General features: G+C 70.9%; 10 protein-coding genes. 6 read left to right on the top strand and 4 right to left on the bottom strand.

What is annotated here, in order from left to right; translation table 11 throughout:
* Positions 1-93: 93 nt before the first annotated feature.
* The 3 genes from J8N05_RS29650 to J8N05_RS29640 all read left to right on the top strand — a co-directional run bounded on the left by J8N05_RS29650 (position 94) and on the right by J8N05_RS29640 (position 3,701).
* Positions 94-1,806, top strand: coding sequence for a glycoside hydrolase family 6 protein (locus J8N05_RS29650; protein WP_210888285.1), 1,713 nt, complete (start codon positions 94-96; stop codon positions 1,804-1,806).
* Positions 1,807-1,966: 160 nt separating this feature from the next.
* On the top strand, positions 1,967-2,884 hold the full coding sequence (locus J8N05_RS29645) for a class I SAM-dependent methyltransferase (protein WP_210888282.1): 918 nt from the start codon (positions 1,967-1,969) through the stop codon (positions 2,882-2,884).
* A 115-nt stretch (positions 2,885-2,999) separates the two neighbouring features.
* Positions 3,000-3,701, top strand: a complete 702-nt coding sequence (locus tag J8N05_RS29640) for an SDR family oxidoreductase (protein ID WP_210888279.1) — start codon at positions 3,000-3,002, stop codon at positions 3,699-3,701.
* Between the two features lie 83 nt (positions 3,702-3,784).
* Here the strand turns inward: J8N05_RS29640 and J8N05_RS29635 are convergent, their stop codons facing one another.
* On the bottom strand, positions 3,785-4,573 hold the full coding sequence (locus tag J8N05_RS29635; protein ID WP_210890481.1) for an aldo/keto reductase: 789 nt from the start codon (positions 4,571-4,573) through the stop codon (positions 3,785-3,787).
* A 343-nt stretch (positions 4,574-4,916) separates the two neighbouring features.
* Between J8N05_RS29635 and J8N05_RS29630 the strand changes: the two genes are divergently transcribed.
* Positions 4,917-6,593 carry a B12-binding domain-containing radical SAM protein gene (locus J8N05_RS29630; protein WP_210888277.1) on the top strand — a complete coding sequence of 559 codons (1,677 nt, stop codon included), beginning with the start codon at positions 4,917-4,919 and terminating at the stop codon, positions 6,591-6,593.
* 102 nt (positions 6,594-6,695) lie between these two features.
* Positions 6,696-7,340: a LysE family translocator gene (locus tag J8N05_RS29625; RefSeq protein WP_282108174.1), complete on the top strand. Its 645-nt coding sequence runs from the start codon at positions 6,696-6,698 to the stop codon at positions 7,338-7,340.
* A 45-nt stretch (positions 7,341-7,385) separates the two neighbouring features.
* On the opposite strand, the gene J8N05_RS29620 is transcribed toward J8N05_RS29625, so the two are convergent.
* Complete coding sequence (locus tag J8N05_RS29620; protein WP_247706550.1) at positions 7,386-8,075, bottom strand: IclR family transcriptional regulator; 690 nt, start codon at positions 8,073-8,075, stop codon at positions 7,386-7,388.
* Between the two features lie 386 nt (positions 8,076-8,461).
* On the opposite strand from J8N05_RS29620, the gene J8N05_RS29615 reads away from it, so the two are divergent.
* A complete protein-coding gene (locus tag J8N05_RS29615) occupies positions 8,462-11,311 on the top strand; it encodes an AfsR/SARP family transcriptional regulator (protein WP_210888273.1) in 2,850 nt (949 codons plus the stop codon).
* Positions 11,312-11,322: 11 nt separating this feature from the next.
* Here J8N05_RS29615 and J8N05_RS29610 read toward each other — a convergent pair whose 3' ends face one another.
* Together J8N05_RS29610 and J8N05_RS29605 are read right to left on the bottom strand one after the other, a co-directional pair.
* Positions 11,323-13,149 carry an AMP-dependent synthetase/ligase gene (locus J8N05_RS29610; RefSeq protein ID WP_210888271.1) on the bottom strand — a complete coding sequence of 609 codons (1,827 nt, stop codon included), beginning with the start codon at positions 13,147-13,149 and terminating at the stop codon, positions 11,323-11,325.
* Between the two features lie 585 nt (positions 13,150-13,734).
* A complete protein-coding gene (locus J8N05_RS29605; protein WP_210888269.1) occupies positions 13,735-14,601 on the bottom strand; it encodes a LysR substrate-binding domain-containing protein in 867 nt (288 codons plus the stop codon).
* Positions 14,602-14,682: the final 81 nt, after the last annotated feature.

The following is a 14,682-nucleotide window of genomic DNA, read 5'->3' as shown; positions in this document are numbered from 1 at the left end:
CCGGGCTCCGAACTCCTCACGACGGCACCACCACGTCGTTCGGCATCGGGCCGCGGGCTTCCGCGCGCCCTCGACGAATAGGACACCCCGCACATGAGCCGTACCAGAACTGCACTTCTCGCGGCGCTGGCGCTGGTCGCCGGGACCGCGGGCGCCGCCGTCGCGGCGATACCCCCGGACGTCGGCGCGGCCGCCGTCCCCTGCACCGTCGAGTACAAGGTGCAGAACCAGTGGGACACCGGCTTCACCACGGCGGTGACGGTCACCAACAACAGCGCGGCCAAGTCCAGTTGGGCCGTGAAGTGGTCGTACGCCGGCAACCAGAAGGTCACCAGCGGCTGGAACGCCAAGTTCAGCCAGAGCGGCACCGCGGTCACCGCCGCGAACGAGAGCTACAACGGCACGCTGGGTACCGGGAGTTCGGTCAGCTTCGGCTTCAACGGCACCTACAGCGGCACCAACGCGCTGCCCACCACCTTCACCCTCGACGGGGTGACCTGCAACGTCGACGACGGCGGCACGGATCCCACGGACCCGACCGATCCCGGCACGGGCAGCCGCGTGGACAACCCGTACGCCGGCGCCAAGGTGTACGTGAACCCGGAGTGGAAGGCGAAGGCCACCGCGGAGACCGGCGGCAGCCGTATCGCCAACCAGCCGACCGGTGTGTGGCTCGACCGGATCGCCGCGATCAACGGTGTGAACGGCGGCATGGGCCTGCGTGCCCACCTGGACGCCGCGCTGGCCCAGAAGGGCTCGGACCAGCTGGTCGTCCAGCTGGTCATCTACAACCTGCCCGGCCGTGACTGCGCCGCCCTGGCGTCCAACGGAGAGCTGGGCCCGACGGAGATCGACAAGTACAAGACCCAGTACATCGACCCGATCGCGGCGATCCTCGCCGACACCAAGTACGCGGGTCTGCGCATCGTCACCACCGTCGAGATCGACTCGCTGCCGAACCTCGTCACCAACGTCTCGCCGCGGGCCACCGCCACGGCCAACTGCGACACGATGAAGGCGAACGGCAACTACCAGAAGGGCGTCGGCTACGCGCTGAACAAGCTCGGCGACGTGCCCAACGTCTACAACTACATCGACGCCGGACACCACGGCTGGCTCGGCTGGGACGACAACTTCGCACCCTCCGCGGCGCTCTTCAAGGAGGCCGCCTCCGCCGAGGGCGCGACCGTCGCCGACGTGCACGGCTTCATCGTGAACACGGCCAACTACAGCGCCACGAAGGAGGACCACTTCACGATCAACGACTCGGTGAACGGCACGTCGGTACGTCTGTCGAAGTGGATCGACTGGAACCGTTACGTCGACGAGCAGTCGTACGCGCAGGCCATGCGCGCCCAGCTGGTCTCGATCGGCTTCCCGTCCGGCATCGGCATGCTGATCGACACCTCCCGCAACGGCTGGGGCGGCACGGCACGGCCCACCGCCGCCGGGCCGACGACCACCGTGGACACGTACATCGACGGTGGCCGCTACGACCGGCGCATCCACCTCGGCAACTGGTGCAACCAGTCCGGTGCGGGCCTCGGCGAGCGGCCGCAGGCGGCGCCGGCGACCGGGATCGACGCGTACGTCTGGATGAAGCCTCCGGGCGAGTCGGACGGGTCGAGCACCGCCATCCCGAACGACGAGGGCAAGGGCTTCGACCGCATGTGCGACCCGACGTACACCGGCAACCCGCGGAACAACAACAACATGTCGGGGTCGCTGGCGAACGCGCCGCTGTCGGGGCACTGGTTCTCGGCGCAGTTCCAGGAGCTCATGAAGAACGCGTATCCCGCTCTGTGACCTGCGCTTTCTGCTCGGTCACCTGAAAGATCAAAAGATTGCGCCGTTCCCCGCGCCCCTCATGGGGGTGCGGGGGACCGTTGCTGTTTCGGCAAGGTGAGTGGCTGTTTTCGGGAGGCGGGAGCAGGCTGGACGCATCCCGAACGAAAGGCTCGCAGCCATGGCGCACGGTCACGAACAGCACGACGGCAACGATCACGGCCACGGTCATGCTCATGGCCACAGCCACGGCGACACCCACATCGACTTCGCCGAGATGCTTCCCATGCTGGAGCAGGAGGCCGAGCTGTTCGGTCCGCTCTACACGCAGGCGGCGAGCTGGCTGCGCGAGATGCGGCCGGACCCCGAGCTGATCGTGGACGCGGGCAGCGGACCCGGTGTCATCTCCTGTCTGCTCGCCGACACCTTCCCCGGCGCCCGGGTCGTCGCGGTGGACGGGGAGGAACCCCTTCTGGAGCGGGCCCGCGAACGCGCCGCCCGGCGGGGCATCGCCGACCGCTTCGGCACACTGCGGGCGGAGCTGGGCGACGGGCTCGGCGATCTGGAGTACCCGGCCGACCTGCTCTGGGCGAGCAGGTCCCTGCACCACGTCGGCGACCAGCGGGGCGCCCTCGCGGGCTTCGCCGACCGGCTCGCACCGGGCGGCACCCTCGCGCTCCTGGAAGGCGGCCTGCCCTCGCGCTATCTCCCGCGCGACTTCGGCATCGGCCGCCCCGGACTGCAGGCCCGGATGGACGCGATCGAGCAGGAGTGGTTCGCCCGGATGCGGGCCGAGCTGCCCGGTGCCGTCGTGGAGGACGTCGAGGACTGGCCGGCCCTGCTCTCCGCGGTGGGCCTGCGCCACACCGCGACCCGTACCTTCCTGCTCGACCTCCCCGCCCCCGCCTCCGACGAGGCCCGCGCGTTCGTCGCCACCTCCCTCGGCCACCGCCGCGACGGCCTCGCCGAAGCCCTCGACGCCGACGACCGCGCCACCCTCGACCGGCTCCTCGACCCGGAGAACAAGGCGAGCGTGCACCACCGGCCGGACGTGTTCGTGCTCACGGCACTGACGGTGTACGTGGGGGTGAAGCCGTAATCCGCCCCCATAACCATGTCCCGTTCGGCCGGTGTTGACATCGAGTGTGCTCCAAGTGGTGGACTCCGGGCACCTCGCCGGACACGGCGTGGTCGCACACGTCTTGGGGGATCACATGACAGGTTCACCGGTCGCACTCATCACCGGCGGCGGCAGTGGAATCGGGGCGGCGGTCGCCCGCCACCTGCTCGACGCCGGACACCGGGTGACCGTGACGGGCCGCGGGGAGGAGCGGCTGCGCGGATTCGCGGAGCAACTCGGCACACCGGATGGGCTGTTGACGGTCCAGGGCGACGCGGCCGACTACGACCAGGTGCGGGCCGCGGTCGCGGCGACGGTGGAGAAGTTCGGACGCCTCGACACCGTCGTCGCCAACGCCGGGTACGCCACGCACGACACCGTCGCCGAGGGTGATCCGGCCGGCTGGCGGGACATGGTGCTGACCAATGTGCTCGGACCCGCGCTGCTCGTCCGGGCGTCGATCGAGCAGCTGAAGGAGACCCGCGGCCGGATCGTGCTCGTCGGCAGCGTGGCGGGGCACGTCCACTCGCCCGGCAACATCTACGGGGCGACGAAGTGGGCCGTGACCGGCCTCGCCGAGAACACCCGCCGGCAGGTCACCGAGTACGGGGTGGGAGTGACACTGATCTCCCCGGGACGGGTGGAGACCCCGTTCTGGGACAGCTACGGCAGCCTGCCGCCCGGCCATCTGCTCACCTCGGACCAGCTCGCGGAGTCGGTCGTCTGGGCGATCCGCCGGCCTGCCGGGGTCGACGTCAACACCGTGGTCGTACGGCCGATCGGTCAGCCGGTCTGAGCCGGGCGAACCCCTGGCGGACACCGATGGAGCCGCCGCCCGACCGGGCGGCGGCTCCATCGTCCGGTCATGCTGCCGCGCGCTCAGTCGTTGACCGTCGCCGGGTCGGAACCCAGGCGGCGGCCCTCGTCGAGGGCGGTGATCGCGGCGATGTCCTCGGCGTCGAGCGTGAAGCCGAAGACGTCGATGTTCTCCTTGATCCGGGACGGTGTCACGGACTTGGGGATCACCACATTGCCCAGCTGGAGGTGCCAGCGCAGGACGACCTGGGCGGGCGTACGGTCGTGCTTGCGGGCGATGGCCACGATGGCCGGGACCTCCAGGAGGCCCTTGCCCTGGCCGAGCGGGGACCAGGCCTCGGTGGCGATGCCGTGCTCGGCGTGGAACTCGCGCAAGGCGGACTGCTGAAGGTGCGGGTGCAGTTCGACCTGGTTGAGGACCGGCACGACGGACGTCGCGTCGAGCAGCTTCTCCAGGTACTCCGGGTGGAAGTTGGAGACACCGATGGACTTGGCGCGCCCGTCGGCCTGCAGCTTCTCGAAGGCCTTGTACGTGTCGACGTACTTGCCCCGGTCCGGCATCGGCCAGTGGATGAGGTACAGGTCCACGTAGTCGAGACCGAGCTTCTCCAGGGACTCGTCGAAGGCGCGCAGCGTCGAGTCGTAACCCTGTTCGCCGTTCCAGAGCTTGGTGGTGACGAAGAGGTCCTCGCGGGCGATGCCGGAGGAGGCGAGGCCCTTGCCGGTGCCCTCTTCGTTGCCGTAGATCGCGGCGGTGTCGATGCTGCGGTACCCGGCCTCCAGCGCGGTGGCGACGGCTCGCTCGGCCTCGTCGTCCGGCACCTGCCAGACACCGAAGCCCAGCTGGGGCATCTCGACGCCGTTGTTCAGGGTGATCGGGGGGACCTTGCTCACGAGCTTTCGATCCTTACGTCGTCGGGTGGTACTCCATCGTGAACGATCACGGGCTGTCGTGCATTCCTGTCCCGTGCGTTCGCCGGTCGAAAGGGAGACCCTGCGGAAAATTGGCCGGAAAGTACCGTTCGGACGCCGAAGCGGTGTCCCCCGCCCCGGGCGGAGGCCACCTCGCCTCGGGGCGATCACGCCTCGCGGGGAGCCCTCCCGACGCCGGTCCGCTCAGCGGAACGGCGCGTGACACGGTCCGGGCGGGTGGCGACGCTGGGGCTCCTTGGTGCCGACTGCGGTGGGAGACGTCATGGAGATGGGCTTGGAGCCGGTGGAAGAGGTCGTCGGCATCGATGGTCGGTTCCAGTGGGAGTTCCCGCCACCCGGCGGTGCCGGCTCCGGACGCCGTCCGGCCTCCGCCGCCCGGTCGGTGTGGTACATCGCTCTGCCCCTCACCTCGGCCCACCGGGGCGGCCACTCGGGCGGCGGGGCCCTCGTCGACGGGGTGGACGGCCAGGAGCGGTACCAGAACGAGGGCACGGTCTACCCGCATTCCGGCCTGGTCGAGATGATCACCTACCAGCAGCGGTTCCTGCCCGACCTCTCCTGGACCTACCTCGACCTGAGCCATGTCGACTGGGAGGACGTACGCGCCGCCATCGCGGCCGACCCCCCGGACGTGGCGGCGTTCACCGTCTACACCTCCACCGCGCTGTGGGCCTTCGTCGTCGCCGCCGAGATCAAGCGGGTGAATCCCGCGGCGGTGATCGTGTTCGGCAACGATCATGCGGGAATCCTCCATCAGGAGATTCTCACCGGCCATTACGGCCACCGCCTCGTCGATTTCATCAGCACCGGGAACAACGGCCCGTTCACCATGCTCGGTCTCCTGTACGCGTTACGTGGGCAACTGGACCTGAAACGCGTCCCTTCCCTCGCCTATCGCGAGAACTCGCGGGTCGTCAATCAGTCCGCCCCCACCTATCCGCTCGACCGCCGCATCCTCCCCGACTACACGCTCATCGAGGACCAGCTTGAGCGGTACTACGACAAGGCCTTCGATGTCTGGTACGCCCATCACTACGACCTCAAACGCATGGTCACCCTGCCGCTGGACGCCGGTTGCACATGGGGGAAACGCCCGGGGCGCCGCTGCAAACACTGCTCGATCCAAGGGCTCACTCCGAAGTTCGCCCGCATGGACTCGATCATTCCGGCACTCGAAGAAGTGGTCGGCGGTCTCGGCGCCAATGTCTACGCCGCCGGGGACTCCACTCTGGGCTTCTCCCGGGCGCAGTGGTCGGGCGACATCGGTTACCTCGACGAACTCGCCGAACGCTGCGCCGCTTCACCTGTTCTCCGTGACCAGCGGTTCCTCCTCGCCTACGGCCTGGTCTTCGAGTTCCTCCAGTCGGCCAAGTTGTGCCAGGGATTCGTCCGCACGTGGAACGTCGGCCTGGAGGCATTCGACCCGAAGCTGCTGAAGGGCGACTCCAAAGGGATAAACAAGGGCCCCGACCGGGTTCTTGAGGCGCTGGAACTCGCCAGCGAACTGGACTACAAGATCTATGTCTCGGGAATTCTCGGACTGCCCGGCACCACGCGGAAACAACTCCGCGAAGAGGTGGACTCCTGGCTCTCCCTCGCGGAGACCTACCGGGGCACCATCACCACCGTCTCGGTGGCGGCACCCGGTGTGATACCCGGCTCGCGCATGTACTGGGAGAGCTTCCACGCACACCCCGAGGTGCGTGCCGCACATGGCGAGATCATTCCGGCCAGGCGCCTGACCGAGCTGTACGTCCGGACGAACACGGAGGTCGAACTCGCCGACGTGGAGGCCGCGATCGCCGATGTCGGCCGGGGTGTGATCGCCCTCGGCCAGGAGAGCGGACACATGAAGTTCGGCGGTTACATGCTCGGCGGGGTCGACGAGGACGAGGCGATCGAGCGGCGACTGCTCGACGACATCTGCGCGCGGCTCTGACCCGGACACGGAGCGCGGAAAGCGGAAAGCGGAGAAACACGGGGGATCGATGGAAGAGAACAAAAGGAAGAAGAGGACGTCACCTGCCGGGGAGCATCCGCGGTGAACGTGGGCGACGGGATCAGCGTGGCGGTGATTTCCCTGGGCCTCGTGGCGACTCCCGGACCGAACATGATGTACATGGTGTCGCGGAGCATCGCCCAGGGGCGCCGCGCCGGAGTGGTGTCGCTGGGCGGGGTCGCCGCAGGTGCCCTGGTCTTCGTGGTGGTGACGAACCTCGGTCTGCTGACCGTGCTGCGGACCGTCCCCGTGATGTACACGTCCTTCAAGATCGCGGGCGCCGTCTATCTGGGGTGGCTGGCCTGGCAGGCGTTCAGGTCGGACGGGGCATCCGTCTTCGCGCCGCGCGAGACGGCGGACGTCTCGACCCGGCGGCTGTTCGTCATGGGGCTGGTCACGAACCTCCTCAACCCCAAGATCGCCCTGTTGTACCTCTCGCTGATCCCGCAGTTCGTCGATCCCCGGGCGGGCGACGTCCTGCTCCAGGGTTTCGCCTTCGGCGGCATCCAGATCGTCGTCAGCGTGGCCGCGAACCTGGTCATCATCATGGCCGCGGGGGCTCTGTCGGAGTTCCTCGTCGCACGGCCCGTCTGGCTGCGGGTACAGCGGTACGCCACGGGATCCGCACTCGGGGTGCTCGCCCTGCTGCTGGTGATGGACCAGTCGCAGCCGGAGCCCCCGGCCTGAGCGGCCTCGCTGTCGGGGCGTGGCCCCCTCCGGCCGGTCCGGCGATCAGCCGGCCGGCCGGAGACGGCCACGGCCGAGGCGCGCGCTGATCGCCGTGCTGGTCCGTCGTACGGCATCGGCGAGCCGCTCCGGCCGGTGCGCGGGGGCGGTCGCGGCGAACAGCGCGGCCACCGGCGTACCGCTCGCGTCGTACAGCGACGCCGCGACGGAGCACACTCCGGGCGTCAGGATCCCCTGGTCGACCGCGACACCGCTCTCCCGGATCGCCCGCCCCTCCCGCGGCCATGACGCGGGCACGGAGCTGGGCGGGAAGCGGTACTCCGGCGACGCGGCGAGCACCTTGCCGGCGGCGGTGTACCACGGCCAGGCCGACCGGCTCCGCAAGGCCGTGTACGCCCCGGTCTCCCCGGACGCCCAGTCCAGGACGAGGGTCTGGTCGTGGCGCAGCACCGCGATGCCCACGGCCGCGCCGGTGACCGCGGCCAGCCGGCGGGCGGGCTCGGCCGCGGTGGCACGCAGTCCCGGGTGCGGCTGCCACCGGTTCCCGAGCTGGAACATCCGCGAGCCGATCCGGTACCCGTCCGCGGACCGCTCCACCGCGCCCAGGCCGATCAGCTGTTCCAGCAACCGGTGCGCCGTGGCCTTCGGCAGCCCGCTCTCCGAGGACAGCCGGGTCAGCCCCGCTCCCCGGGTGCGTTCCATCGCGGTCAGCAACTCGAACGCACCCTCCAGCACGCTCCGTCCCGCGGTACGGGTCCCGGTGCGTTCCGGAACCGGTCGGTCCGCCCTCCGGGGCCGGTGTCGGCCGGACTCCGGCGGGTCGGCCCTCCGAGGCCGCCGGCCGGTGTTCCCGTTCACGCCGGGCTCGTCGTCGGTGCCCGCCCGGATGGATCCGCCGTTCTCCCGCATGGTCCCCCCTGTGTCCCCCGTGTCCCCTGTGTCCCCACGCCCCCGTGCGACGTGCCCCCTGACCGTCCTTCGCCCTGCACTGCCATGGTGGGAGCCCTGCCTGGGCCAGAATGTTGTCGATAGGTTGTCGGCCTCGTCGATGCGGCTGCCGCCCGCCGCAGGGCGAGGGCAGGCTTCCGCGACGCGGAGCATCCCGGGGGCGGGGGGCCCATATGCTTCAGGTGCGATTACTCGGATCCGTCGAACTGGCCCTGCCGGGGCGGACGATCGACGTGGGTCCCCCGCAACGGCGCGCTGTGTTCGCGGCACTGGCGGTGGACACCGGGCGGCCCGTGTCGGCCGACGTCGTGATCAAGCGGGTCTGGGGAACGGGCCCGCCGGAAGGGGCCCGGCGCTCGCTCTACTCGCACATCGCCCGGCTGCGTCAGATCTGCGAGCGGACCGCCGACGTCCCGGGTGAGCGGCTGCGGTTGCTGCGCCGGTCCGGCGGATACCTTCTGGAGGCGGACCGGGAGCAGGTCGACGTGCACCGCTTCCGGCACCTGGTGCACCGGGCGCGGGCGGCCCGGCTGCCGGACGCCTCGAAGGCGTCGCTGCTGAGCGAGGCCCGCGCTCTGTGGCTCGGTGAGCCGCTCGGCGGACTGGGCGGCCCGTGGGCGGAGCGGACGCGGGAGGCGTGGCGCCGGGAGCAGGTGGACGCGACCGTCGAATGGGCTCGGGTCCAGGCGCGTCTGGGCGAACCGGCCGCCGCGATCGGCCCGCTCTCCACGCTCCTCGGCGAGCAGCCCCTGGTGGAGCCGCTGGCCGAGGCGTTGATGCGGGCGTTGCACGCTGCCGGGCGGGGCGCCGAGGCACTGAAGTGCTACGCCTCCGTGCGGCGGCGGCTGTCGGAGGAACTGGGGACGGATCCCGGAGCCGCGCTGCAGGACGTGCACCAGCTCATCCTCCGGGGCCAGGCACTGGACCCCTCGCCGCCGGTGAAACCGGCCCCGTCGCCCCCCACCGGTCCACGGCGAGGCGTGGTACCCGCGCAACTCCCCGTCGGGACACGCGGCTTCACCGGCCGACGGGAGGAACTGTCGCGCCTGGACACGTTCCTCGGCCCGGAGCGAGTGTCGGCCCCTGTGGTGATCTCGGCGGTGTCGGGCACGGCCGGGGTGGGCAAGACCACGCTGGCCGTGCACTGGGGGCACCGGGTACGCGGGCATTTTCCCGACGGACAGCTGTATGTGAACCTGCGGGGCTTCGATCCGAGTGGCTCGCTACGGGACCCGGCAGAGGTGCTGCGCGGATTCCTGGACGCCTTCGACGTGGCGCCGACCAGGATCCCCGTGGGTCTGGAAGCACAGGCGGCCCTCTACCGGAGTCTGCTGGCCGACCGGCGGGTGCTGGTGGTGCTGGACAACGCCCGGGACGCCGAACAGGTACGGCCGTTGCTTCCCGGCGCGCCCGGCTGCCTCGCGCTGATCACCAGCCGCAACCGGCTCACCAGCCTGGCCGCCGCCGAGAGCGCCCATCTGCTCACCCTCGACGTGCTCACCCCCGCCGAGGCCAGGTCCCTGCTGATCGACCGGCTCGGTGTCTCCCGCACGGCGACGGAGCCCGCCGCCGTCGCCGACATCGCGTCCCGGTGCGCGGGCCTGCCGCTGGCGCTGGCGGTCGTGGCCGCCCGTGCCGCCGCCCAGCCGAACCTTCCGCTCGCCGCGCTCGCCGGTGAACTGGGAGATGCCACCGGCCGCCTGGACGCACTCGACGGAGGTGACCCGGCCAGCCGGGTACGGACCGTCTTCTCCCGGTCCTACGACGCTCTCGGCCCGGCCGCCGCCCGGCTCTTCCGGCTGCTCGGGCTGCATCCCGGGCCCGATGTGACGGCGCCGGCCGCGGCGAGCCTGGCCGGTGAGACACCCGCGCGGGCCAGGGCGCTGCTGGCCGAACTGACGCGAACCCATCTGCTCGCCGAAACCGTTCCGGGCCGGTACTCCTTCCACGATCTGCTCCGCGCCTACGCCGGGGAACTGGCGCATGCCGAGGACGAGGACCGCCGTCACGCGACGCACCGGATGCTCGACCACTACCTGCACACCGCGCTGGAGGCACAACGCCTGCTCGGACCGCCGGCCGACCGGATCCTTCCCTCCCCGGCCCAGCCGCGGGTCACTCCCGAGCGACTGGCCGACCGTGCGGCCGCCATGGCCTGGTTCACCGCCGAACACCCCGTTCTGCTCGCCGCCGTTCACCTGGCCCTCGCGGTCGGCTTCGACGCGCACGTCTGGCAACTGGCGGCGGCGCTGGCCACCTTCCACCAGCGCAGGGTGCTGTGGTCGGAGTGGACCACCACCCATACGACGGCGCTGTACGCGGCCCGTCGGCTGGCCGACCCGGCGGCGCTGGCGTGCGCCCGGCGCAACCTCGGCAACGCCGCCTCGTCGCTGGGCCGGCAGGCCGAGGCCCGGGTGCACCTCGAACACGCCGTGCAGCTGTACCGGGATCTGGGCGACCTCGGGGGCGAGGCGCACACCCGGCTCGCGCTCGGCCGGGTCGCGACCCGGCGGGGGCTGCACACCGAGGCGCTGGACCACTCGCGGCAGGCGGTGAAACTGTTCGGTGCCGCGGGCGACCTCGCCTGGCAGGCCGTGGCCCTGAACAACGTCGGCTGGGGCCAGGCCGGTCTCGGCCGCTACGAGGAGGCCATCGCCCACGGCAGGCAGGCGCTCGCCCTGGGGGAGGGAACCGGCCACATCTACGGCGAGGCCCACACCTGGGACACCCTCGGCTACGCCCATCACCATCTGGGCCAGTACGACGAGGCCGCCGCCTGCTATCACCAGGCCGCGGTGCTCTTCCACGAGTTGGGGGACCGCTACTACGAGGCGGACATCCTCGCCCACCTCGGTGACACCCACCACGCCGCCCGGAACCGTGACGCCGCCCGCACCAACTGGAGCCGGTCCCTGGAACTCTTCGAGGAGCTCGGCCATCACGACGCCGAACCGCTGCGGGCCAGACTCCTGGACCATCTGGACAAGGATCCGGCCGACTCCGCGCTCCCGGAGCGCGACTGACCGGGGTGGCGCTACGCGCGGTACAGGGCCTCCACCTCTGTCGCGTACGCGTTCTCGATCGCCTTGCGCTTCAGTTTCAGGGACGGGGTCAGCAGACCGTGTTCCTCGGTGAACTGGTGGGCCAGTATCCGGAACGTACGGATCGACTCGGCCTGGGAGACCAGGGTGTTCGCGGCGACCACGGCCCGCCGCACCTCGGTCTCCAGGTCGGGGTCCCGCACCAACTGGGCCGGGGTGAGGGGGGACTTGCCCCGCATCTGCAGCCAGTGGTCGACGGCCTCCCCGTCGAGCGTGACCAGCGCCGCGATGTACGGCCGGTCGTTGCCGACGACGATGCACTGCGCGACCAGCGGATGGTCGCGCACCCGCTCCTCCAGGACGCCCGGCGACACGCTCTTGCCGCCGGAGGTCACCAGGATCTCCTTCTTGCGCCCGGTGATGGTCAGGTAGCCGTCCTCGTCGAGCGCGCCGATGTCACCGGTGGCCAGCCAGCCGTCGTGCAGGGCCGCGTCGGTGGCCTTCGGGTCGTTGAGGTAGCCCTGGAAGACGTTGTCGCCGTGCAGCCAGATCTCGCCGTCGTCCGCGATGTGCACGGTCGTGCCGGGGATGGGCTGGCCGACGGTCCCGTACCGGGTGCGCTCGGGCGGGTTGGCGGTCGCCGCGGCCGTGGACTCGGTGAGCCCGTACCCCTCGTAGATCTGCACGCCGGCGCCCGCGAAGAACAGGCCGAGGCGGCGGTCCATCGCGGAGCCCCCGGACATCGCGTGCCGCACGCGTCCGCCCATCGCGTTACGGATCTTGGAGTAGACGAGTTTGTCGAAGAGCTGGTGCTGCATGCGCAGGGCCGTCGACGGGCCGGGGCCGATGTCCCAGGCCTTCGCCTCGACCGCGTCCGCGTAGCGCACCGCGACCTCGACCGCCTTCTCGAACGGGCCGCCCTTGCCCTCCTTCTCGGCCTTGCGGCGGGCCGCGTTGAAGACCTTCTCGAAGATGTACGGCACCGCGAGGAAGAACGTCGGCTGGAACGCGGCGAGATCCGGCAGCAGGGCCGCCGCGTTCAGCTGCGGCTGATGGCCGAACTTGACCTTCCCCCGGACCGCGGCGACCTGGACCATCCGCCCGAAGACGTGCGCGAGCGGCAGGAACAGCAGGGTGGCCGCCTCGTCGCCGCGCTTGGAATGGAAGAGCGGCTCCCAGCGTCCGATCGCCGTGTCCGTCTCGAACATGAAGTTGGCGTGGGACAGGACGCAGCCCTTGGGGCGGCCGGTGGTGCCGGACGTGTAGATGATCGTCGCCGTCGACTCCGGGGTGACCGCGCGGCGGTGCCGGTGCACCACCTCGTCGTCGATGTGGCCGCCGGCCTCGTACAGCTCCTGCACCGCGCCCGCGTCGAGCTGCCACAGTTTGTGCAGGGTCGGCAGGCGGTCGATGACTGTGGCGATCGTCATCGCGTGGTCCTCGTGCTCCACCATGGCCGCCGACACCTGGGCGTCGTGCAGCATCCAGAAGACCTGCTCGGCCGACGAGGTGGGATAGATCGGGACGACCTGCGCGCCGATCGACCACAGCGCGTAGTCGAAGAGGGTCCACTCGTAGCGCGTACGGGACATGATCGCGACGCGGTCGCCGAAGCGGATGCCGTGGGCCAGGAGGCCCTTGGCGAGCGCCAGGACCTCGTCACGGAACTCGGCGGACGTGACGTCCCGCCATCTGCCCTGCTCGTCCTTGCGGCCGAGCGCGATGTAGAGGGGGTCCTCCTGGGCATACTCGAACACGGCATCGGCCAGGCCGCCCACCGGCGGTGCCGACGCCAGGGGAGGGTTGGTGAACTCGCTCAATCCCCGCTCCTTGAAGGTGCTCCGCAGGCCGTGAAAGCTACCCCACGTAACGCTGCCGCGGGAGGGGTGGCGGAGGGGGGTGGGGGGTGACGTACATGCTGGTCAACCCCTGAAATCCGGCCACAAGGGGGGAGGCCGGGACAGAATCCTTACTCTTCCGTAAGTTTCGGTTCCGTAATCTCCACGGAATCTGTACGGGGCGCTTACCGGGGGGTGGGCGCGCGTGGCGCCTTGCAGGGCGTGGGGAGGCACGCGGGCGACCCCCGCCCCGTAAGGGGCGCGGGGAACGGCGCGGCCGGCCCCCACCGGACCCGCAGATTCCCTCCGGACGCCAGTCGCCCCTTAGGGGCGCGGGGAACTGCGCGACGAGCCCCCACCGGCCCGCAGACGTGTCCGAACCCTTACGGGGCCCGGCGGTGGCCGGATTGAGCTGCGGGTTCGGTGGGGGTTGGCCGCGCAGTTCCCCGCGCCCCTAAGGGGGGTGGGGGCGTGCGTCGATGTCGGCTGCGGGTTCGGTGGGGGCGGGCCGCGCCGTTCCCCGCGCCCCTTTGGGGCGGGGGCCGCCCGCGTGCTTCACCGCGCCCCTTACGGGGCCCGGTGGAGGCGGTCCGGGGAGGTCAGGATCGCGGACGCCAGGGCGTCCGCCGCGCCGCGGGACGCCGTGTGGCGTCTGCCGTGCAGCAGGACGAAATCCACCTCGCCGAGTTCCGGCAGACCCGCGCGGTCGGGCACGCGCACCAGACCCGGCGGGATCAGACCGCGCGTGTGGGCCATCACGCCGAGACCCGCGCGCGCCGCCGCGATGAGGCCGTTCAGGCTCCCGCTCGTGCACGCGACGCGCCAGGACCGGCCCTGGCGCTCCAGCGCCTCCAGGGCCAGCGCCCGGCTGATCCCCGGCGGTGGGTACACGATCAGCGGGACCGGACGGTCGGGATCCAGCCGCAGCCGCTCCCCGCCGATCCAGACCATGCGGTCGTGCCAGACCAGCTCGCCGCGCGGGTCCTCGGGGCGCCGCTTGGCCAGCACCAGGTCGAGCCGCCCGTCGGCCAGCTGCTCGTGCAGCGTGCCCGAGAGCTCCACCGTCAGCTCCAGGTCGACCTCGGGATGGTCATGGCGGAACCCTTCCAGGATCTCGGTCAGCCGGGTCAGGACGAAGTCCTCCGAGGCGCCGAACCGCAGCCGCCCGCGCAGCCGCGTGCCGCCGAAGAACGCCGCCGCCTGCTCGTGCGCCTCCAGGATCCGGCGCGCGAACCCGAGCATCGCCTCGCCGTCCTCCGTCAGCTCCACGGAATGGGTGTCCCGGGTGAACAGCTGCCGCCCGGCGGTGCCCTCCAGGCGGCGCACATGCTGGCTGACCGTGGACTGGCGCAGCCCGAGCCGCCGGGCCGCCTGCGTGAAGCTCAGCGTTTGGGCCACGGCGAGGAAGGTACGCAGCTGCGAGGGGTCGTACACGGGCCCCAGGCTAGCGCGTCATCGCGTTTCGTGATGACAGTCAGATCGGTGTACCGGATTCCCGATCAAGGGCCGGAGGAG

This window comes from Streptomyces liliiviolaceus, from assembly GCF_018070025.1.
GTDB classification, from domain to species: Bacteria; Actinomycetota; Actinomycetes; order Streptomycetales; family Streptomycetaceae; genus Streptomyces; species Streptomyces liliiviolaceus.
This window is presented reverse-complemented; position numbering and strand designations above follow the sequence as displayed.

Excerpts from the sequence above, each read along its gene's own strand:
- J8N05_RS29650 (WP_210888285.1), top strand. The coding sequence starts at position 94 with ATGAGCCGTACCAGAACTGCACTTCTCGCGGCGCTGGCGCTGGTCGCC.
- J8N05_RS29645 (WP_210888282.1), top strand. The coding sequence starts at position 1,967 with ATGGCGCACGGTCACGAACAGCACGACGGCAACGATCACGGCCACGGT.
- J8N05_RS29640 (WP_210888279.1), top strand. The coding sequence starts at position 3,000 with ATGACAGGTTCACCGGTCGCACTCATCACCGGCGGCGGCAGTGGAATC.
- J8N05_RS29635 (WP_210890481.1), bottom strand. The coding sequence starts at position 4,573 with ATGCCCCAGCTGGGCTTCGGTGTCTGGCAGGTGCCGGACGACGAGGCC.
- J8N05_RS29630 (WP_210888277.1), top strand. The coding sequence starts at position 4,917 with ATGGAGATGGGCTTGGAGCCGGTGGAAGAGGTCGTCGGCATCGATGGT.
- J8N05_RS29615 (WP_210888273.1), top strand. The coding sequence starts at position 8,462 with ATGCTTCAGGTGCGATTACTCGGATCCGTCGAACTGGCCCTGCCGGGG.